The organism is Variovorax sp. SRS16 (genome assembly GCF_901827165.1).
Lineage (GTDB): Bacteria > Pseudomonadota > Gammaproteobacteria > Burkholderiales > Burkholderiaceae_C > Variovorax.
This window is the reverse complement of record NZ_LR594666.1, coordinates 1163460-1184729: the sequence shown is the minus strand read 5'-3', so window position 1 is coordinate 1184729 and position 21270 is coordinate 1163460. Positions and strand designations below refer to the sequence as shown.

The window sequence follows — 21270 nt, the reverse complement described above, 5'->3', positions numbered from 1 at the left end:
CAAACAATGCCAAATCTTTTAATAAGGGTCAGATTCCTATTAATTACCGAATGGATTTGTCGGAATTAATTAGGGGACACATCATATTGATAGCGCAATGGCCAGGCCCGATGCGGGCTGGCGCGTTTCAGGGCAAAGATTTGCGGGCCGCGGAGGGTCGACCGGGTCGCGCCTTGAGCACTCGCCGCTCTGTCGCCTTCTGCAGCGAGTTCAGAAATTCGGGGTCGCCCGCGGCCCAACCATGCAGGGTGGCTTCGGTCAGCGCGGCTTGTTCGGCAGCCGGGACGCCCGCGCGCACCAACTCGGCATACGCGGCCTCGCGCGCGAACGGGGTATTGCCGAGGGTCCAATAGAGCGAATGGGGCGTCAGCAGTTTGTCGTGACGCTGCCCGGCGTAGTGGGCATGGCTCGACCATGGATAGTCGCCCGCTTCGGCGGCGATGCCGGCGCGCACCGGGTTCTGGTCCATGTAGGCCATGCAATTGAGCAGATAGCGATCGGCCTGGATCAGCGTCGATCGGTAGCGCCCTTCCCAGAGCGTGCCGGTGCGCCCGTGGCGCTGGTTGAAGTAGCGGACGTAGCGACGGCCGATCGCCTGCATCCACTGCGGCAATGCGTGGGCAGTCGACGGCGTGGCGAGCAGATGAAAGTGGTTGTCCATCAACACGTACGCGTGCAGCGCGATCCCCAGGCGCTGGGCGTTCTCGCCCAGCAAGCCGAGCAGCATCTCCCTGTCGGCGTTGTCCACGAAGATCGCCTGCCGGTTGTTCCCGCGCTGGATCACGTGGTGCGGCTGGTCGGCGAGGGTCAGGCGAGGCAGGCGTGCCATGGCGCAAGTCCGGCGCTCCTGCTCAGGGCAGGCGAAAGCGCGTCGCCGACAGGGATTCGAGCCCGAACTGGGCCAGCAATTCAAGCAGCCGCTCGGCCGCGTCGGCTTTGCGCTGACCGGTATGGCGCGCGATGATGAGTTCGTTCTTCATGCTGTGCTCCCAGCCGACCAGTTCCGTCACGGTCACCTGGTAGCCGTTCGCTTCCAGGTAGAGGCAGCGCAGCACGTTGGTGAGCTGACTGCCGATCTCGCGCGTGTGCAGCGGGTGGCGCCAGAGCTCTGCCAATGGCGTGCGCGACAGCTGCAAGGCCTTGCTCTCGCGCAGACAGGCCGCAATCTCGGCCTGACAGCAGGGCACCAGCACCATGAAGCGCGCCTGCTTGTGCAGGCCGAACGCGATCGCGTCGTCGGTGGCGGTGTCGCAGGCATGCAGCGCGGTCACCACGTCGATGCGCGCCGGCAACTCGGCCGCAACGGCCGACTCGGCCACCGTGAGATTGAGAAACGACATGCGCTCGAATCCCAGCCGCGATGCCAGCGCCCGCGACTTTTCAACCAGGTCCGCGCGCGTCTCGATGCCATAGACATGGCCATCGGCCCGTCCTCGAAAAAAGAGGTCGTAGATGATGAAGCCGAGGTAGGACTTGCCTGCGCCATGGTCCGCGAGCGTGGCCTGCGCGCCATCGGCCGGCAATTCACCCAGCAGCTTCTCGATGAACTGGAACAGGTGATAGACCTGCTTGAGTTTGCGGCGTGAATCCTGGTTGAGGCGGCCTTCACGGGTCAGGATGTGCAGTTCCTTGAGCAGTTCGAGCGACTGGCCCGGCCGCACGGCATCGGACACCTCGGCTTCGGCCTTCGCCGCCTTCGACGTCTTGTTCATCGCGCGCTGCCCGGGCCGACGTTCAATGCCTCCCAGCCGGCGGCACCCAGCGCCTCGAGCGTCTGGATGTTGTGGCCGAAGATCGCTTCGGCATCGGGAAAGGCGTCGACCGCACGGCTCACGCTGTCCTCGCGCAACAGGTGCAGCGTGGGATACGGTGAACGATTGGTCGCGTTCGTGACGTCATCGATGTCAGTACCGGCAAATTGATAGCGCGGATGAAAGTTCGCGAGCTGCAGCTGGCCCTCGAAGCCCGCGCGCGCAAGCCCGCGTTCGGCGCGGACGACGAAGTCGTTGAAGTCCAGAAAATCGGCCAGGGTGTTCGGTGCAATCAACAGAGTGGTATCCCGTTCGGACGGCTCGCAGGCCGCAAGTTCTTGCGCTGCATCGAGCAAGGCGTCGAGCAGCCCCTCTGCATCGCTCGCCAGGTACACGTCGTAGTGAATCTGCTGCCTGACGTGGACCGCTTTCGCGAAGGGGCAGAGATTGAGCCCGATCACCGCCACTTCGAGCCAGCGCCGCGTGTCGGCACTGGCCTGCATCGCTGAAATTGTGGCACCGGTGCTCATGCAGTGCCGGCGTGGGGACTTGCGGGAGACAAACGGGTCGCCAGCGCGATACCTGCGAGCGAACAGGCCAGCGTCACGATCCAGGTCCACTCCCAGCCGCCTACGCGATGTGCGATCCAGGCAACGACCGGCGGCGCGATGAACTGGCCCAGCGATGAAGCCTGCTGCATCATCCCGACCGTTGCGGAGACGGTCGAAGGCCCTGGCGCGATCCGGACCGACAGCATGAACAAGGTGGCGGGAACGACGCCGCCGCCGAGCGAGAACATGCAGACCGCGAGGTAGCGCAACACCGGTGGAAGGCTCGCCGTTGCGTTCTGGCCGATCTGGGCGAAGGCGGCGACGCCGCCGAGCGCCATCATGGCGAAGCCCCATCGAAGCAGGCGCTCGGGCGCCACGCCTCGCTGCAGAAGTCGGCCGCCGGTCACATTGCCGACGATGTTCAGGGCCGCCGCGAGCGCTGTCAGCGCCGCGCTCCAGCCGGCCGGGACGTCGGCGTCCGCATAGATCGCGGGCAGGAAACCGATCACCGCGATCCATTGCGAGGAATAGACGGCGAACGCGAGAGCCAGCGTGCGCGGCCCACGCGCGCCGAGCGTGGCGCGCAAACGCGCAACCCCATCTTCCCGGGATACGGCGGCAACCCGCACACGGCGGCCGTCGGCCGGCACCGCCAGTGCCACCCAGGCAGCGGCGGCAGCCGACACCGCCGACAGCACCCACCACCAGCCGGGCCAGCCCAGCCAGGCGATCAGCGCAGGCCCGCACAACAGTGCCAGCGCCACGCCGAGCGGCATGTAGGCAGCCCAGAGACCCAGCGCCGCCTTTTCCGTGTGCGGCACCGACTGCGCGCGGATCAGGCCGGGTCCCGGCATGACGGTCAGGAGAAAGCCGACGCCTTCGAGCGCGCGCAAGGCAAGCAGCTCAGAGACCGTGTGCGCCCCGGGGTCCGCAACCCCGACGGCACCGCCGAGCACGCTGGCGACCGTGAGCACCGTCAAACCGGTCAACATGCTGCGGCGCAGTCCGATCGTGTCGGCGGTGAGTCCGACCAGCAGGCCGAGGGTCATGCCCGCCAACTGCACCAGCGAAAGCAGGAAGCCCGCCTCCACCAGCCCGATGCCCAGCGTCGCCCGCAGCGCAGGCACCGCAGGCGGCAACTTGCCCAGGTGCAAGGCGGCCGCGACGCCAGCCATGACGACGGCGAACGCCGCGGCGGGAACACCGGCCCTGCCAGGACGCGGCGCGCTGCTCATTCGATCCACCGCTGCCCTGTCAGGCGCTCGTATTCACGGATCGCGAAGCGATCGGTCATGCCGGCGATGTAGTCGGCGACCGCCCGGTGCCGATCGGTCCGCTGCACATAGGCGCCCGGCATTTCGGCCGCGTCGTCGAGATAGGCCGCGAACAACCCGCGCACGACGCGCTGGGCCTGATCGGCGGTCTGCATCACGCGGGCATGGCGGTACAGATTGTCGAAAAGAAAGCGCTTGAGTTCGGTGGATTGCGCGCGCATCGTCTCGCCGAACAGCACCAGCGGCGGCGCGCGGCGCACCGCATCGGCGTCCACGGGGGCGGCCTGCTCGAGCGCCGCACGCGTCGCATCGATCACGTCATAGACCTGCGCGCTCAGCATCCGCCGAATCGTCTCGTAGAGAACGCGCCGCCCCTGGAGCTGCGGATGATCGGCCAGCGCTTCGCGGCGATGGCGATCGAACAGGCCGACCTCGCCCAGGCTCTCGATGCCGATCAGGCCTGATCGAACACCATCGTCGATATCGTGCGCGTTGTAGGCGATCTCGTCCGCGAGATTGCACAGCTGCGCTTCGAGGCTGGGCTGGGTGCGATCGCAAAAACGCCGCGCCACCCCGCCCGGCTCGACCGCCTCGATGCGTTCCGCGTTGGCGCGTGAACAATGCTTGAGAATCCCTTCGCGGGTCTCGAAGCTCAGGTTGAGGCCGTCGTATTGCGGATAGCGGTGCTCGAGTTCATCCACCACGCGCAGGCTCTGCAGGTTGTGCTCGAAGCCGCCGTGATCCCGCATGCAGCCATCGAGCGCATCCTGGCCTGCATGGCCGAAAGGCGTGTGCCCGAGATCATGCGCCAGCGCGATGGCCTCGACCAGGTCCTCGTTCAGCTGCAGGGCACGGGCGATCGAGCGGCCGAGCTGCGCCACCTCGAGCGAATGGGTGAGACGGGTACGGAAAAGATCCCCTTCGTGATTCAGGAACACCTGGGTCTTGTAGACCAGGCGCCGGAACGCGGTGGAGTGCACGATGCGATCGCGATCGCGCTGGAACGCATCCCGCGTGGGCGCCGGTGCTTCGAAGTGGCGCCGTCCACGCGAGAAGCCCGGGTCGCTGGCATGGCGCGCGAGGCTCATGATGCGGTCTGGCCCGCGGTTCCTGCCGTCGGCATCGAAGCAGCGATCGGCGCTCGATTCAGGCCGCGCAGCATTGCGCCAGCACCTCGCGCACCATGGCATCGGGTGCGCTGCGCACGGTGGCCGACCCCGGCTTGTCGATCACGACGAAACGGATCTCGCCGGCTTCCGACTTCTTGTCGACGCGCATGAGTTCGAGATAGCGGTCCGCACCCAGCGCAGGCCCGACCACGGGCAGCCCCGCGCGTTCGATCAATGCGGTGAGACGCCGAACGAAGGCATCGTCGATCCCGCCGAGACGCCGAGACAGATGCGCGCCCATCACCATGCCGCAGCCCACGGCCTCGCCATGCAGCCACTTGCCATAGCCGAGGCCCGATTCGATGGCGTGGCCGAAGGTGTGGCCGAAGTTGAGGATCGCGCGCAGCCCGGTCTCCCGTTCGTCCTGGCCCACGACCAAGGCCTTGATCTCGCAGCTGCGCCGCACGGCATGCGCCAGCGCGGCCGGGTCCCGCGCCACCAGCGCATCGATGTTCGCCTCGATCCAGTCGAGGAAGTCCAGGTCGTGGATGGGTCCGTACTTGATGACCTCGGCCAGTCCCGCGCTGAGTTCGCGCGCCGGCAGGGTCGACAGCGTCGACAGGTCGCAGAGAACGAGCCTCGGCTGATAGAACGCGCCGATCATGTTCTTGCCGAGCGGATGATTGATCGCGGTCTTGCCACCCACCGACGAGTCGACCTGGGCGAGCAAGGTGGTCGGCACCTGCACGAAAGGCACGCCGCGCATGTAACTCGCAGCGGCAAAGCCGGTCATGTCGCCGACCACACCGCCGCCCAGCGCGAAAAGCACGGTCTTGCGGTCGCAGCCATGGCCCAGCAACGCGTCGAAGATCAGGTTCAGCGTGCGCCAATCCTTGTACGCTTCGCCATCCGGCAGGCTCAGCACATGGACAGCGCGAAATCGGGCCGCCAGGGCCTCGCGCAAGGTTGCCGCATACAACGGCTCGACCGTGGTGTTGGTCACGATCAAGGCCGCGCTGCCCGTCGGCACGGCCGCCAGATGGCGGGGCTCGCTCAACAGATCGCTGCCGATCAGGATCGGGTAGCTGCGCTCGCCGAGCAGGATCTCGACGCTTTCAGGAGGGACGGACAGTCGCATGGCCCCGAGTTTAGGCGCATGCCGCCATCTCTCTCTCAGAGTGGTGGGTCGACGTCGGACTCGGGCGAAGCGATGCCCGCCAGCTCGAGCTGCATCACGATGATGTTCACCAGCATAGCCACCGAGGGACGCCCGGTCTCGACGATCTCATGGGCCGTTTCGCGGTACAGCGGATCACGCGCGCTGTAGAGATCCCGCAGGCGACCCAGCGGGTCGGCGACCTGGAGCAGCGGCCGCTTGACGTCGTGGCGCAGGCGCCGAAACAGGTCTTCGGGCGAGGATCGCAAATAGACCACGTGGAAATGCCGGCGCAGCAGCGTGCGGTTGGACTCCCGCAACACGGCGCCGCCACCGGTCGCGACGACGCCTTGCGAAGCGGCGTTGGCGGCCAGGTCCGCGATCACCGATGCTTCGAGCTCACGGAAGCTCGCTTCGCCCTCACGCTCGAAGTAATCCCGGATCGAGCAGCCGATCCGGTCCTCGATCAGGTGATCGCTGTCGACAAATGGAAGCCGCAAACGCTGCCCGAGACGGCGGCCTACCGCGGATTTGCCGGCGCCGGGCAAGCCGACGAGTGCTACAGCCACACAGCTACGACACCGCGCGTCAGTGCGCGGCGTTGCGATCGGTAATCATCTTCGGGGTGATAAAGACGAGCATTTCTGTCTTGTTGAGAGAGCGATCACGGGTACGGAACAGTGCGCCAAGGTAGGGCACTTCGCCGAGTACCGGTATCCGCGATTCGTTGTTGGTTTCGGTAAGTTCGAAGATACCACCGATGACCACCGTGCCGCCGTTCTCGACCAGCACCTCGGTCTGCACATGCTTGGTATCGATCGCAAAGCCTGCCGTCGTGGCCTGGCCCACCGTGTCCTTGTTGACGTCGAGCGTCAGGATGATGTTGCCCTCGGGCGTGATCTGCGGCGTGACTTCGAGCTTCAGGTTGGCCTTGCGGAAGGCGATCGAGGTCGCGCCGCTCGAGGTGGCGACTTGGTAAGGCAATTCGGTGCCCTGCTCGATCAACGCCTTGGTCTGGTCCGCCGTCACCACGCGCGGACTTGAAACCACCTTGCCCTTGCCATCGGCTTCCAACGCCGAGATTTCGAGGTTCAGCATGCGCGAGAAGCTGGAGTTGAACAGCGAAATCGCGAAGGTGCCCGGCGCATTGCCGTTCCCCGACACGCCCGCGGAGGGCAGGTTCACGAAGTTGGAGTTGGTGAAGTTCGTGACCGCGCTCGACGCCGTGGTCGCGGTTCCCGCCGTGACGGTCGGCATCACGCCGAGGTTGCCGAACACCTGATGGCCGTTGGTCGAGCCCACGCTGCCGCCCGAGATCCCACCACCCAGCCTGACGCCAAGCGATTTGCCGAAGGTGTCGGATGCCTCGACGATGCGCGCTTCGATCAGCACCTGGCGCACGGGAATGTCGAGCTTGCGGATCAGCTCGGCGACATCGGCCAGACGTGCGGGAATGTCCGAAACGAAGATCTGATTGGTACGCGCCTCGGCGATCACGCTGCCGCGGGGGCTCAGGATGCGCGTCGTCGAACCCGAACCGCCGCTGGATGTCCCCGATCCGGTCAGACCCTGGGCAATCGTGACGGCCTTGGTGTAGTTGAGCTGGAACGACTGGGTCCGCAGCGGCTCCAGATTGGCGATGGCGGCCTGCGCCTCGAACTCGAGCTTTTCCTTGGCGTTGATCTCGTCCTTCGGCGCGATCCACAGGACGCTGCCGTTCTTGCGCATGCCGAGGTTCTTGGCCTGCATGATGATGTCGAGCGCCTGGTCCCAAGGCACGTCCTTGAGGCGCAACGTGAGCGAGCCGGTCACCGAATCCGAGGTCACGATATTGAAGTTCGTGAAGTCCGCGATCACCTGGAGCAGCGACCGGATCTCGATGTTCTGGAAGTTGAGCGACAGCTTCTCGCCCGTGTAGCCGACACCCTGCGTGAGCTTGGTCGGATCGACCTTGCGCGGGCGGACTTCGACCACGAACTGGTTTTCGCTCTGATAGGCGCTGTGTTCCCAATCGCCCTTGGCATCGATCGTCATCCGGACGCGATCGCCGGCCTGCTGCGTCGTCACCAATTGGACGGGCGTGCCGAAATCCGAGACGTCGAGGCGACGGCGCAGGCCCTCGGGCAAGGTCGACTTCGTGAACTCCACGATCAGGCTCTTGCCTTGCTGACGGACATCGACACCGACCTGGTTGTTGGCCAGATCGACGATCACCCGCCCCGTGTTCTCCGAGCCGAGTCGGAAGTCGACATCGCGCAGCGGCAGGGTATCCCGGTTGCGGTTCTCGGCAAATGCGGCCGGCGTGGAACTGGCCAGCGCAGTGCCGGCCACGGGCTCCAGCGACACCAGGAGCGACTTGCCTTGGATTTCCGTCTTGTAGGCGGTGGCCTGCTTCAGATTCAACACCAGACGGGTGCGCTCACCGGCCTGCACGACATTGACGGATCGCAGATTGCCCTGGTTGATGTCGATCGCCGAGCGGCCGATGGCATTGGTCACCCCCGGAAAATCGAGCGCGATGCGGGCCGGTGTTTGAATGGCAAAGCCGTTCGGTACGGCGGCGAGCGGTTGCGTCAGGTCGATCCGGACGACTTCCGAGCCGGACTGCATGGAGCTCGTGACGGATTCGATGGCATTCTGCGCATGCACGATGGCAGCCGTAGTGAGTGCGAACGCCGCCATCCCGAGCGCACGCAATGCCTGTGCGAATTTTGATTTTTGTTGATTCATTTCGACCTCTCTTGCAACTGCAGCGTCGCCACGCGTTCGATCCATTCACCGGCGGCGTCCTGCACGATTTCACGCAAGGCGAGTTCGGTTTCGCTGATACGGGTGATGCGCCCGTAGTTGAGTCCCAGGTAGTTGCCGACCCGCACTTGATACAGCAGCTTGTCGACGCTGACCAGGGCAACAGGCTGGCCGTTGCGATTCATGCTGCCGACCATGGCCATCGAGTCCAGCGGGAAGGCTTCCAATGCCTCCTTGCGACGTGACAGTTCGGGGGCGATGAGGCCCGAGGTGCTCGGCTGGCTCGAGTCGCGCCGCAACGCCTGTGTGAGCTTCTGCATGTTGAAGGGATCGATCGAACCGGCTTCCGTATAGGCCTGAGGCGTGAACTTCTTCGGCTCGGTGATCGGCGGCACCGTCGGACGCACCTGCGCCCTCTGATCCGCCATCCAGCGTTGAAGGTCCTCCTGCTCGGATCCGCCACAGCCGCTCAGGCCGACCACGGCGACAGCGACGCACAGGAATTGGAGCGCTCTCATTTCTTCTTCGCTCCGGCTGTCGCGCGCTTTTGCATGGCCTGCTCTTCGGCATCCAGATACCGGTAGGTCCGCGCGGTGGCATCCATGGTCAAGGCGCCGTCCTTCTGGGGCGTGATGGCCAGATTGTTCAGCGTCACGATGCGGGAAAGATTGGCGACGTCCGCGGCAAAAGCGCCCATGTCGTGATAGCGCCCGGTCACCCGCACGGCGATCGGCAACTCGGCGTAGTAGTCCTTGACAGAAATCTGCCCGGGACGGAACAACTCGAATTGCAGGCTGCGCCCGAGCCCCGCTTGATTGATGTCCGAGAGCAGCGCATCCATTTCTGCCTTGCTGGGCAACTGCTTCTCGAGCAGCGTCACGTACTGCTGCACCTGCTCGCGCTGCTTCTTCAGCAGGTCGAGATTGGCGGCCTGCGCCACCTTCTTCTGATAGTCCGCCCGCAATGTGACTTCCTTGGCCCGCGCGGCGTCGAGTTCGTCGTTCGAGTTGGTGAGCCAGATGAACCACAGTCCCGCCAGCACCAGCACGGCGACGGCGATGCACAGCGCGTAGCGAGGCACAGGCGGCCATACGGACGGGTCATTCGGATTCAGGCCGCGGAACTGATCGCCGAAGCGCCGCACGGCCGCAGCGAGATCGATTTGGGAAGAGCGTCTTGTCGCCATGATGAGCACTTACCCTTTGACGGCACTGGATGCAGCGCCCGCCGGGCCGGCTGCCTTCTGAACATCCGTGGGCCGCTTGAGCCCGATGCGCATCGTGAAGTTCGCGACCCGCCGCTGATCACGCGGGCTCAGGGTGACCGTCCCGGAGGTGATCTCGACCAATTCCGGCTTGACGAGCCATGGGCTGTTGTTCCCCAGATTCCGCAGCAGTTCGGACACGCGCTCGTTCGACTGCGCCATGCCCTGGAGCGTGACAGTCTGGTTGTCCTGCTTCATGGTGGTCAGATAGACGCCGTCGGGCAACTGGCGAACGAGTTCGTTGAGCAGATGCACGGGCATGTTGCGATCGCCCTGCAGGTCTTCGACGGCCTGCTGGCGCGCACGCAATGCCGCGATTTCGGACTGCAGCGTCGAGATCTCCTTGATCTCGCCCTCGAGTTTGGTGATCGAGGATTGGAGAAAGCTGTTCTTCGCCTGCTGACTGGAAATCTGCGCCTGGAACCAGAGATACGTCCCGCCCGCGATCAGGACACCCAATAGCGCGGACATCCCCAGCATGGCATAGAAGGTCTCGCGCCGACGTTTGCGCGCGGCCTCCCGATGCGGGAGCAGATTGATCAGAATCACTGCAGAAACCTCCGCATCGCCAGACCGCACGATGTCAGATAGGACGGGGCCTCTCGTCGAACCTTCTTCTCCCGGATCCCGCTGCCGATTTCCATCCCGTCGAACGGATTCACGAGCGAGCATGCGAAGGAGGTCTGGCGCGTGACAGCGCTCGTCAGGCCGGGCAGCGCCGCCGATCCGCCCGCCAGCAACACGTAGTCGACGCGGTTGTGCGGCGTGCTGGTGAAGAAGAATTGCAAGGCCCTTGCGATTTCCTGCGCAATGCTCGCAACGAAGGGCTTCAGGACACCCGAGCCGTAGTCGTCGGGCAGATCACCGCTGCGCTTCTTGGTCTCTGCCTCTTCCGCCGAGAAGCCGTACTGACGCACGATCAGTTGCGTCAGCTGAGCACCTCCGAAGGCTTGGTCACGGTCATAGAGCACTTCCTGATTGCGCAGGACCTGCATGCTCGTCGTGAACGCACCCACCTCGAACAGCGCGACCACCGCATCGCGGCCCTGCCCTGGGAGTTGCTCGATGAGCCGCGCCGTCGCAAGACGCGATGCATAGGACTCGACATCGAGAATCATCGCCTTCAGACCCGCGGCCTCGGCCAGCCCCTGGCGATCCTGGACCTTCTCCTTGCGCGACGCGGCGATCAGCACCTCGACATCGCCAGTCGAATTGGCGCTTTGTCCGATGACACAGAAATCGAGACTGACTTCGTCGAGCGAGAAGGGGATGTATTGATTGGCTTCGGACTCGACCTGGATCTCGAGTTCCTGCTCGCTCATGCCGCCGGGAAGAACGATCTTCTTGGTGATGACAGCCGAAGGCGGAAGGGCCAGCGCCGCATTCTTGGTGCGCGTGCCGCTCTTGCGAACCACGCGCCGGACCGCCTCGGCGACCTCATCGAACTTTTCCACATTGCCGTCGGTGATCCATCCCCGTTCCAGGGGCTCGATCGCGCAGCGTTCGAGTACCAGCTTGCCGCTCGCGTCGCGGCCCAACTCGACCAGCTTGACGCTGGATGAGCTGACATCCAGCCCGAGCAATGGCGCGGGCTGCCGGCGAAACAACGATCCCAATGCAGCCAAGTTCGATCCCGTCCGTTTGTAACGATTGGAAAAATTTGCGTGTGGTTGCATGCTATCAGTAAGGTATCGAGCCGACCAAGCGGTGAAACCTCCTGGGATGTGCATTCGTTGTCAAAAGTCGACGCGACGGTAGCGATCTGCAACTTAGGTCACAAATTGGCGTACTTGGGGCCTAGATGCTACGAGCGGGCCGCGAAGGGGGCGGGGTTTTTATAATGTCCGCTGACTCTCAGGGCCTCAATGCCAGAAACCCCTCGCCCCAACAGGCCAGCCAAGACACCTCCCCCTCCAAAGCGCGCCGCCTGGCTGACATGGTTGCTGCGCATCATATTGTGGGGACTGGGGCTCGCCGCGGCCGGCGTGGTAGCGCTGGTCTGCGTCATCGCCGTCGCACTGGCGGTCGCCTACCCCAATCTGCCGGACATCTCCGAACTCGCCGACTACCGTCCCAAGCTGCCACTGCGCGTCTTCTCGTCCGAAGGCATCCTGATCGGCGAATTCGGCGAGGAGCGACGCAACCTCACGCCGATCGCGACCATCCCGAAGGTCATGAAGGATGCGGTGCTGGCAGCCGAGGACGCGCGCTTCTACGACCACGGCGGCGTCGACTACAAGGGGATGCTGCGCGCCGGGCTCGCCAACCTGAACCGCGTGAAGAGCCAGGGGGCCTCGACCATCACGATGCAGGTCGCGCGCAACGTGTACCTGAGTTCCGAGAAGACACTGACGCGCAAGATCTACGAAGTCCTGCTGACCTTCAAGCTCGAGCATCTGCTCACCAAGGACCAGATCTTCGAGATCTACCTGAACCAGATCTATCTCGGCAACCGGGCTTACGGTTTCGCAGCAGCCTCCGAAGCGTATTTCGGCAAGCCGCTGCAGGACATCACGATCGCGCAGGCAGCGATGCTCGCGGGCCTGCCGAAGGCGCCCGGTGCCAACAATCCCGTCAACAACCCGACGCGTGCGAGAGGACGACAGCTCTACGTGATCGACCGGATGCAGGAAGCCGGCTTCATCACCGCCGAGCAGGCAGCCGAAGCCAAGAAGGAAGAACTCCACCTTCGCGACGCAGCGGACCCGACGCGCCTGCACGCCGAGTACGTCGCCGAGACCGTTCGCCAGCTGATGTACGCCCAGTACGGCGACAGCACCTACACGCGCGGCCTCAAGGTCTACACCACGCTCGTGGCAACGGATCAGGCGGCGGCTTACAACGCCTTGCGCAAGGGCATCATGGATTTCGAGCGGCGCCAGATCTATCGCGGCCCCGAGAAATTCGTCGACCTGCCCAATGATCCGAAGGAGCTCGACGAAGCGGTCGACGACGCCCTGGCCGAACATCCGGACAACGGCGACGTGATGTCGGCCGTGGTGCTCAAAGCCAACGCCAAGGAAATCACCGCCATTCGCAGCAACGGCGACACGCTGCAGATCGTCGGCGAGGGTCTCCGCCCGGCGCAGTCGGGGCTGTCGGACAAGGCACCGCCCAACATCAAGATCCGTCGCGGCGCGGTGATCCGCGTGGCGAAAACGCCCAAGAACACGTGGGAGATCACCCAGTTGCCCGAGGTCGAAGGCGCATTCGTGGCCGTCGATCCACGCGACGGCGCCGTCAAGGCCATGGTGGGTGGCTTCGATTTCGGCAAGAACAAGTTCAACCACGTCACGCAGGCCTGGCGCCAGCCCGGGTCGAGCTTCAAGCCCTTCATCTACTCGGCCGCGCTCGAGAAGGGCTTCACGCCCAGCACGGTCATCAACGATGCGCCGCTGTTCTTCGATGCAGGCACGACCGGCGGCCAGCCCTGGGAGCCGAAGAACTACGACGGCGGCTTCGACGGGCCGATGTCGATGCGCCGCGCGCTGATGAAGTCCAAGAACATGGTGTCGATCCGCATCCTGCAATCGATCGGAACGCACTACGCGCAGGACTGGATCACCAACTTCGGCTTCGACCGTGACAAGCACCCGGCCTACCTGCCGATGGCGCTGGGCGCCGGCTCCGTCACGCCGATGCAGATGGCGACGGCCTATTCGGTGTTCGCCAACGGCGGCTACCGCGTCAATCCCTATCTCGTGACACGCATCACCGACCACAAGGACAAGGTCCTGGTCGAGCCGCAACCCCCGCTGCTCAACGACGCCCTGCGCGTGATCCCGCAGCGCAACGCCTACATCATGGACAGCCTGCTGCAATCGGTGGCGAGCGGCGGCACCGCGGCCAAGGCGCAAGCCACGCTGAAGCGGACCGACCTCTACGGCAAGACGGGCACCACCAACGATTCCCTCGACGCGTGGTTCGCAGGCTTCCAGCCGACGATGGCTGCCGTCGCATGGATGGGCTACGACACGCCGCGCAAGCTGGGTGACCGCGAGACCGGCGGCGGCCTGAGCCTGCCAATCTGGATCACCTACATGGAGACCGCGATCAAGGGCGTTCCGGTGGCCGAGATACCGGTGCCCGCCGGCGTCGTCAACGTCGGCGGCGAGTGGTACTACGACGACTACGCACCGGGCCGCGGCGTGGCGACGCTCGGCGTCGACACGACGGCGACACCGCCGGTCGAATCGATCACCGGCGTGCCGATCAGCCCGGCGCCCGCGCCCGAAGAGCGCAGCAAGATCCTCGACCTGTTCCGCAATTAGTCAGCCCTGAACGCGAGCGGCTGCCCGGCCTGCGCAGTCGCTTCGCGCGACAGGTTGCCGAACAGCTCTTCGCCGGTCTTGGTGTCCACCCACACACGGCCGTCGTGCCGATAGTGATAGCCGCCGGAACGCGCGGCCAGCCAGATCTCCTGCAGCGGCTTCTGCAGATTGACGATCAACTGGCTGCGGTTGGGAAAGGTGATCGTGATCATGCCGCCCACGCGCTGATTGTCGATATCGGCGTCGGTCGCATCGTTGATGCGATCGCACCCGCGCTCGATGGCGGCCAGTGCCGCTTCCGCGCGATCCATGTACTCGGGGTCGGTCATTACAATTTCGCCATGTTGAATGTTCGTCAAATTCTAGTGAGCGCGGCAGCCCTCGTGCTCACAGGGGTCGCTTTGACCGCTTGCGGCCAGAGAGGCCCGCTCTATCTGCCCACCACGCCTGCGGCCAAGAACCGCGCCACCCTGCCCGAGCTGTTGAAGCCCGGATCCGGCGATGCCGGCGAGACGAAGCCGGAGTCGGCCGATACGCCCGCGCCCGTGAAGGCCCCGGCCGGCGCCGCCAGCGCTCCCGTCACGAGCGAGGGCACGAAGTGAACGCAGAACGGCTGCCCGGCCATCCCCATATCGCGCGCAAGGACGGCGCACTCCATGTCGAAGGACTTTCGTTGACAACACTGGCGCGCGAGCACGGCACGCCGCTCTTCGTTTATTCGAAGCAATGGATGCTGGACGCGCTCGCCGCCTACCAGCGCGGATTCGAAGGCCGCGATGCACTGGTCTGCTACGCCATCAAGGCGAACTCCTCGCTGGGCGTACTGCGCGTGTTCGCCGAGGCCGGCTGCGGCTTCGACATCGTCTCCGGCGGCGAACTGGCGCGCGTGCTCGCGGCCGGCGCGGACCCCGCCAAAGTGATCTTCTCCGGTGTCGGCAAGACGCGCAGCGAAATGCGCCAGGCGCTCGCGGCCGGCATCGGATGCTTCAACGTCGAGAGCGAGGCCGAGATCGACGTGCTCAATGCGGTGGCGCTCGAAGAAGGCCGCCGCGCCGCGATCAGCGTGCGCATCAACCCCAACGTCGACCCGAAGACGCATCCGTACATCTCGACCGGCCTCAAGGGCAACAAGTTCGGCGTGGCGCACGACCGCGCCGTGGCGATCTACCAGCATGCCGCGTCGCTGAAAGGCCTGCAAGTGGTCGGCATCGACTGCCACATCGGCTCGCAGATCACCGAAGCCTCGCCTTACCTGGAGGCGCTGGAACGCGTGCTCGACCTCGTCGAGGCCATCGAGAAAACAGGCGTCGCGCTGCATCACCTCGACTTCGGCGGCGGACTGGGCATCGACTACAACGGCGACACGCCGCCCGCGGCCGATGCGCTCTGGCGGCAATTGCTGCAGCGGCTCGATGCGCGGGGTTTCGGCCGCCGGCGGCTCATCGTCGAGCCCGGCCGCTCGCTGGTCGGCAACGCCGGCGTCTGCGTCACCGAGGTGCTCTACACCAAGCCCGGCGAAGAGAAGAACTTCTGCATCGTCGATGCGGCGATGAACGATCTTCCGCGGCCGGCGATGTACCAGGCCTTCCAGCAGATCGTGCCGCTGACTGCAGGCCCAGGCCGCACCATCACCTACGACGTCGTCGGACCGATCTGCGAAAGCGGCGACTGGCTGGGCCGCGACCGCGCGCTCGACGTGCAGGCCGGCGACCTGCTGGCCGTGCTCTCCGCAGGCGCCTACTGCATGGCGATGGCCAGCAACTACAACACCCGCGGACGCGCGGCCGAAGTACTGGTGAGCGGCGAGCGTGCCACCGTGATCCGCCGTCGCGAAAGCATCGAGGACCAGCTGCGCAGCGAGCGATTCGGCGACTGAACGACGGCAAAGCCGCTATTCGGTCACTCGTGCCCGCGCAGCGAGCGGGCGCTGCGGCGGCAGCGCCCTCCTCTTGCTCGCGAAGTACCAGACGCGCCAGCCCAGCAGCACCGCGATGATCGCGACATAGACGAACACCTCCGCAAAGTTGTGCTTGCCTGCGCGCATCCAGAAGAAGTGCAGCAGGCCCAGCCCGGCAATCACGTAGATCAGCTTGTGCAGGGCCTGCCAGCGCTTCACGCCCATCGCCCTGATCGCGCGGTTGAACGAGGTCGCCGCGAGCGGCGTGAGCAGCACGAAGGCGCTGAAGCCCACCAGGATGAACGGCCGCTTGCCGATGTCCTTGGCAATGTCCGCCACGACGAGGTCCATGTCGAACCAGCTATAGCTCAGCAGATGGACCACGACATAGAAGTACGCGAACAGGCCCAGCATGCGACGAAACCGCGCCAGCGCGTTCAAGCGGGTGATCACCCGCAGCGGCGTGATGGCGAGCACGATGCAGATGAAGCGCAGCGTCCAGTCGCCGTTCGAGCGGATCAGGTGTTCCGCCGGATTGGCACCCAGGCCATCGGTGAAGGCGCCGTAGACCAGCCACGCGAAAGGCAGCAGGCACAGCACGAAGACCAGCGGCTTCGCGGCCGGATGCATCAGAAGCTTGTTCACGCGCGGCTCAGTAGAACTTCTTCAGGTCCATGCCGGCATAGAGCTGGCCCACCTGTGCCTCGTAGCCGTTGAACATCTCGGTCTTCCTGCGCTTGGCGAACAGGCCACCGCCATCGCCGATGCGGCGCTCGGTCGCCTGGCTCCAGCGCGGATGGTCGACGTTGGGGTTCACGTTCGAATAGAAGCCGTATTCGTTCGCCGCCGCCTTGTTCCATGCGGTGCCGGGCTCCTTCTCGACGAAACGGATCTTGACGATCGACTTGCCGCTCTTGAAGCCGTACTTCCAGGGCACCACGACGCGCACCGGCGCGCCGTTCTGGTTGGGCAGCACCTCGCCGTACATGCCGAAGGCCAGCAGGGTGAGCGGGTGCATCGCCTCGTCCATGCGCAGCCCTTCGGTGTAGGGCCAGTCGAGCACGCGCGAACCGACGAAAGGCATGGTCTTGGGATCGGCCAGCGTGACGAACTCGATGTACTTCGCGCCGGGCTGAGGCTCGACCTTCTTGATGAGCTCGGCCAGCGAGTAGCCGACCCAGGGAATGACCATCGACCAGCCTTCCACGCAGCGCAGGCGATAGATGCGCTCTTCCTGCGCGCTGAGCTTGATCAGGTCGTCGATGCCGTACTTGCCCGGCTTCTTGACCAGGCCTTCGACCTCGACGGTCCACGGCCGCGTCTTCAGCGTGCCGGCGTTCTTGGCCGGATCGGTCTTGTCGGTGCCGAACTCGTAGTAGTTGTTGTAGCTGGTCGCGTCCTTGTACTCGGTCAGCTTTTCCGTGGTCTGCGCGCCTGCCACGGCGGACTTCGCGCCGGGCAGCGGCACCAGCTTGCCGGGCACCGGGGTCTGCGCGCCGGCGTCGCGCGCAGCCCAGGACGCCATAGCGGCCCCTGCCGCGCCGGTGGCCAGCAGCTTCAGCATGTCGCGGCGCCCCTCGTAGATGCTGCGCGGCGTGATGTCGCTCGAACGGGGATGGATGAAGCCGTTGTCACGGGACCGAATCAACATGAATTGCCTTTCACCTCGATGGCCGTGGACTCGAAGGAGTTCATTGCCATGTCGATTCGTTTACGCGGCGGATGTTCCGGTGGTTTCAAACGCTTCGCGAAGAACCGAGCCCACGGGCCGCCCGCGCACCGCCCTAGAGCGTGCCGTAGCTGTGCAGCCCGCTCAGGAACATGTTGACGCCGAGGAAGGCGAAGGTGGTCACCGCCAGCCCGCCGAGCGCCCACCACGCCGCCACCGTGCCTCGCAGCCCCTTGACCAGCCGCATGTGCAGCCATGCCGCATAGTTGAGCCAGACGATCAGCGCCCAGGTTTCCTTCGGGTCCCAGCTCCAGTAGCCGCCCCACGCGTCGGCCGCCCACAGCGCGCCCAGCACCGTGGCGATGGTGAAGAATGCGAAGCCCACCGTGATGGATTTGTACATCACGTCGTCGAGCACCTCGCTGGCTGGCAGCCGCGCCGCGATGCGCTTGCGGCCCAGCAGGATGCCGGCGGCGATCAACGCCGCAATCGCTGCATAGCCGACCCAGTAGCTGCCGCCCGCCTCCTGCGCACGCTGGCGGAATGCGACCGGCACGAAGCACATCGCCACGCCCAGCAGCCAGATCGGCGTGAGCTTGTACCAGCGCGTCTCCAGCGCCTGCTCCTTGATGAGGTAGGCGAACGCGACCATCGCCGCCAGCGAGAAGGTGCCGTAGCCGATGAAGTTGGCGGGCACGTGCAGCTTCATCCACCAGCTCTGGAGCGCCGGCACCAGCGGCTGGATCTCGTGCGCGTCGCGCACCAGCGTGTACCAGAGCAGGAAACCGACCGCGGCACTGACCACCAGCATCACGAAGGCGCCGAGCGCGCGCGTGCGATAGCGCCATTCGAAGTACAGATAGAACGCCGCCGTCAGCCAGGAGAAGAGAACGAACACCTCGTAGAGGTTGCTGACCGGGATATGGCCGATGTCGGGGCCGAGCAGGTGGCTTTCGTACCAGCGCACCATCGAGCCGATCAGCGCCATCGTCACGCCCGCCCAGGCGAGTCGCGAGCCGATGAGGTCCATCGCATCGCCTTGCTTGCCGCCGAAGAAGCCGATCCAGTAGAACAGCGTGCTCATGAAGAAGAGCACGCTCATCCAGAGGATGGCCGACTGGCTCGACAGGAAGTACTTGAGCCAGAACACCGTGTCCGCGCGCGCCAGATCGCCCTGGTACGAGCTGATCGCCAGCAGAGCCGCGCAGGCGACCACGATCGCCAGCACCCGCAGCGGCCGCCAGAACCAGCCCAGACAGACCATGGCGACCAATGCGGCCACCAGGATGAGCTTCTCGTAGTAGTCCATCGTCACGGCATGACGCGAGAAGGCGAAGAAGCCGCCGGCCACCACCAGCGCAGCGAACACCCAATCGAAGGTGTTGCGGCGCGAGAGCCAGCTGTCGTTGAGTGTGAGTGTGGTGGTCGTCATGACGCTGTGTCTTTCCTGATGGCGAGCAGCCTGTGCTTGAGATGCTCGAATTCGCGATCGCTGTCGATGGTCTTGCGATTGACCGAGAAGGCCATGGTGGCCGCCGTGCCGCCGGCACCATCCTTCGCCAGCCAGACCCAGAGCCTGCGTTCACGCACGAACAGCATCGCAAAAATACCGGTGATCAGCAACAGGCAGCCCAGATAGACAACTTTCTTCCCAGGGGCTCGGGCCACCTGGAACACGCTGGCCTGTACCTGCTTGAAGTCGGTCATCATCATCGCCACCGGTGCCGGGTAGAGGTGCGCATCGCTGATGGCGAGCACCGCCTGCGTGAGGAAGGCCTGCGACTTCTCGTCGGCCGGCAGATCGGCCAGACCCGCCTTCTCGCGGCTCAGGTTGAGCACCTCGAAGAGCACGTCGTTGAGGATGCGCACCAGCACGGTACCGGCGCGCTCGCGCTCGACCTGCGGCACGTTGGCTTCCATGAATTCGGCGATCGCCTGCCAGCCGCCGGTGGTCGCGGCGTCGGGCTTGGCGCGCTCGGCGCCCGCGAACAGCGCGAGCGCACGCGCGGCCGAGCTGCGCAGCTGGTCGACCAGCTCCTTGCGCTTCGGATCGGTCACGCGCACCACGTAGCGATCAACCGCACGCGCACGCAAGTCGGGATCGGCCAGCGCGGCACGCATGCGCACGAAGCCGTCCATCGAGCCCTGGTCGTCGGCCGGCACGCGCAGATAGCGGAACGCATCCTCGGGACGGTCGCGCACGCCGAGCAGGAACACCGGCTGGCCGTCGCCGGTGTCGACCGGGACCATGTAGTTCTGGAACTCGCGTGCCTGGCCCGACGCATCGCGCAGCTTGTAGCCGATGCTCGGCCCGATGTTGCGCAGCGTCTTCGGCTTGTTGGTCTTGTTGGCGGCGCCCAGACGGTCTTCGAGCTCGTGGCGCAGATCGACCTTGCGCACGTCGGCGCCGCTGGTCATCGGGCCGTTGTCGCCTTCGCCGAAGTTCTCGACGTTGATCACGCGCAGCGCCGTGTACTCGAGCGTGAGCCGGTCGGTGCCGTTGGTGATTTCAGAACTGCTGCCGATGGTGCCCTCGATCTCGAAGGGCTTGGCCGCAGCCGCCATCGGCACCGCCTTGAGCTTGACGTGAGAACCGCCGTCGTCGAAGCTCGACTGGTAGATCTCGACACCCTTGTAGCTGGCCGGATGGTTGACCTCGATGCGCACCGGCTTGGCTTCGCCGGTCGCGCGATCGTGCAGCACCACATCGCTCGCGAACAGCTTGGGCATGCCGGTCGAGTAGTAGTCGACGATGAATTTCTTGAGCTCGATCGAGAACGGCAGCTCCTGCAGCAGCACGCCGTCGGACTGATTGAGGATCGCGACGCTCGACTGGCCGCCTTCGGGCACCAGGATGTTGCCGCGGAAGGTCGGGTTGCTCGGCGACAGGCGGTGTTCCGGCGCGACGTCGGCGATCATGCCGCCGCCGCTGTACACGCTCTTGCCGTTGAGCCAGGTCTGCGCGCGCACCACCAGGTCGCCGTCGAGCAGGCCGCCCAGGCACACCAGCACGATCGCGCTGTGGGCCGCGATGTAGCCGAGCTTGTGCGCGCCGCCCGTGCGCGCGGCCACCATCCAGCCGTCGCCGTCACGATGCTGCAGCTTGACCTTCCAGCCGCCGCTCGTCAGCAGCTGGCCGATGCGGTTGGCGGCTGCATCCGGTATCTCGCCGAGCACGGCCTCGGCACGCTGGCCGAAGGCCTTCAGGCTTTGTACGCGGATGCCTTCCTTGAAGGTCTTCAGATCGGCAAAGATGCGTGGCGTATTGCGCGCGATGCACAGCGAGGTGCTGATCACGAGGAACGCCAGGATCATCAGGAACCACCAGGCGCTGTAGACCGTGTCAAGCCGCGCCACGCGGAAGAACTCGGCCCAGAACGGCCCGAACTGGTTGATGTAGTTGTTGATCGGTTCCTGCTGCTTGAGCACGGTGCCGATGATCGATGCGATGCAGATGATCGTGAGCAGCGCGATTGCGAAGCGCATCGACGAGAACAGCTCCACCGCCGCGCGGGCCACCGGGGGGCCGCTGCGGACTCGAAGGCCGTGGGTGGAAACTGACATGGGGAAGAAAGAAGCC

Annotated in this window: 20 protein-coding genes; 3 read left to right on the top strand and 17 right to left on the bottom strand. The window is 65.1% G+C overall.

Annotated features, from left to right (window positions below; translation table 11 throughout):
- Positions 1–127 precede the first annotated feature (127 nt).
- Genes E5P2_RS05665 through E5P2_RS05610 form a run of 12 tightly spaced genes read right to left on the bottom strand, consistent with a single transcriptional unit; the run spans position 128 to position 11478 of the window.
- Positions 128–829 carry a transposase gene (locus E5P2_RS05665; RefSeq protein ID WP_162566178.1) on the bottom strand — a complete coding sequence of 234 codons (702 nt, stop codon included), beginning with the start codon at positions 827–829 and terminating at the stop codon, positions 128–130.
- Between the two features lie 22 nt (positions 830–851).
- Positions 852–1712, bottom strand: a complete 861-nt coding sequence (locus E5P2_RS05660; protein ID WP_162566177.1) for a class I SAM-dependent methyltransferase — start codon at positions 1710–1712, stop codon at positions 852–854.
- On the bottom strand, positions 1709–2281 hold the full coding sequence (locus E5P2_RS05655) for a DUF1415 domain-containing protein (protein WP_162566176.1): 573 nt from the start codon (positions 2279–2281) through the stop codon (positions 1709–1711). Before E5P2_RS05655 ends, E5P2_RS05660 begins: the two co-directional genes overlap by 4 nt.
- Positions 2278–3537 (bottom strand): MFS transporter, encoded by a 1260-nt coding sequence (locus tag E5P2_RS05650; protein ID WP_162566175.1) that lies wholly within the window; start codon positions 3535–3537, stop codon positions 2278–2280. The genes E5P2_RS05655 and E5P2_RS05650 overlap by 4 nt, the downstream gene beginning before the upstream one ends.
- A complete protein-coding gene (locus E5P2_RS05645) occupies positions 3534–4664 on the bottom strand; it encodes a deoxyguanosinetriphosphate triphosphohydrolase (protein ID WP_162566174.1) in 1131 nt (376 codons plus the stop codon). Before E5P2_RS05645 ends, E5P2_RS05650 begins: the two co-directional genes overlap by 4 nt.
- A gap of 58 nt (positions 4665–4722) precedes the next feature.
- Entirely contained in the window at positions 4723–5823 is a 1101-nt protein-coding gene (gene aroB, locus E5P2_RS05640) for a 3-dehydroquinate synthase (RefSeq protein WP_162566173.1), read from the bottom strand.
- A gap of 35 nt (positions 5824–5858) precedes the next feature.
- Positions 5859–6410 (bottom strand): shikimate kinase, encoded by a 552-nt coding sequence (locus tag E5P2_RS05635; protein ID WP_162566172.1) that lies wholly within the window; start codon positions 6408–6410, stop codon positions 5859–5861.
- A 19-nt stretch (positions 6411–6429) separates the two neighbouring features.
- Complete coding sequence (gene pilQ, locus E5P2_RS05630; RefSeq protein WP_162566171.1) at positions 6430–8571, bottom strand: type IV pilus secretin family protein; 2142 nt, start codon at positions 8569–8571, stop codon at positions 6430–6432.
- The gene (locus E5P2_RS05625) at positions 8568–9107 is read right to left on the bottom strand and encodes a pilus assembly protein PilP (RefSeq protein WP_162566170.1); all 540 of its coding nucleotides are present in this window, start codon (positions 9105–9107) and stop codon (positions 8568–8570) included. The genes pilQ and E5P2_RS05625 overlap by 4 nt, the downstream gene beginning before the upstream one ends.
- Entirely contained in the window at positions 9104–9775 is a 672-nt protein-coding gene (locus E5P2_RS05620) for a type 4a pilus biogenesis protein PilO (protein ID WP_162570350.1), read from the bottom strand. Before E5P2_RS05620 ends, E5P2_RS05625 begins: the two co-directional genes overlap by 4 nt.
- Positions 9776–9784: 9 nt before the next feature.
- A complete protein-coding gene (locus tag E5P2_RS05615) occupies positions 9785–10402 on the bottom strand; it encodes a PilN domain-containing protein (protein ID WP_162570349.1) in 618 nt (205 codons plus the stop codon).
- Entirely contained in the window at positions 10399–11478 is a 1080-nt protein-coding gene (locus tag E5P2_RS05610; protein WP_162570348.1) for a pilus assembly protein PilM, read from the bottom strand. The genes E5P2_RS05615 and E5P2_RS05610 overlap by 4 nt, the downstream gene beginning before the upstream one ends.
- Positions 11479–11718: 240 nt before the next feature.
- Here E5P2_RS05610 and E5P2_RS05605 point away from each other — a divergent pair, with 240 nt between their 5' ends.
- Entirely contained in the window at positions 11719–14124 is a 2406-nt protein-coding gene (locus tag E5P2_RS05605) for a penicillin-binding protein 1A (RefSeq protein WP_162566169.1), read from the top strand.
- On the opposite strand, the gene cyaY is transcribed toward E5P2_RS05605, so the two are convergent.
- Entirely contained in the window at positions 14121–14453 is a 333-nt protein-coding gene (gene cyaY, locus E5P2_RS05600; RefSeq protein WP_162566168.1) for an iron donor protein CyaY, read from the bottom strand. The two genes, E5P2_RS05605 and cyaY, sit on opposite strands and share 4 nt — an antisense overlap.
- Positions 14454–14507: 54 nt before the next feature.
- On the opposite strand from cyaY, the gene lptM reads away from it, so the two are divergent.
- Positions 14508–14726 (top strand): LPS translocon maturation chaperone LptM, encoded by a 219-nt coding sequence (gene lptM, locus E5P2_RS05595; RefSeq protein WP_443083504.1) that lies wholly within the window; start codon positions 14508–14510, stop codon positions 14724–14726.
- Positions 14723–16000: a diaminopimelate decarboxylase gene (lysA, locus tag E5P2_RS05590; protein ID WP_162566166.1), complete on the top strand. Its 1278-nt coding sequence runs from the start codon at positions 14723–14725 to the stop codon at positions 15998–16000. Before lptM ends, lysA begins: the two co-directional genes overlap by 4 nt.
- 15 nt (positions 16001–16015) lie before the next feature.
- On the opposite strand, the gene E5P2_RS05585 is transcribed toward lysA, so the two are convergent.
- From E5P2_RS05585 to E5P2_RS05570, 4 genes are all read right to left on the bottom strand, one after another.
- Positions 16016–16666 (bottom strand): sulfite oxidase heme-binding subunit YedZ, encoded by a 651-nt coding sequence (locus E5P2_RS05585; protein ID WP_162566165.1) that lies wholly within the window; start codon positions 16664–16666, stop codon positions 16016–16018.
- A gap of 7 nt (positions 16667–16673) precedes the next feature.
- Positions 16674–17672, bottom strand: a complete 999-nt coding sequence (gene msrP, locus E5P2_RS05580) for a protein-methionine-sulfoxide reductase catalytic subunit MsrP (RefSeq protein ID WP_162566164.1) — start codon at positions 17670–17672, stop codon at positions 16674–16676.
- Positions 17673–17805: 133 nt separating this feature from the next.
- Positions 17806–19122 (bottom strand): c-type cytochrome biogenesis protein CcsB, encoded by a 1317-nt coding sequence (gene ccsB / locus E5P2_RS05575; protein ID WP_162566163.1) that lies wholly within the window; start codon positions 19120–19122, stop codon positions 17806–17808.
- The gene (locus E5P2_RS05570) at positions 19119–21254 is read right to left on the bottom strand and encodes a cytochrome c biogenesis protein ResB (protein WP_162566162.1); all 2136 of its coding nucleotides are present in this window, start codon (positions 21252–21254) and stop codon (positions 19119–19121) included. Before E5P2_RS05570 ends, ccsB begins: the two co-directional genes overlap by 4 nt.
- Positions 21255–21270 lie beyond the last annotated feature (16 nt).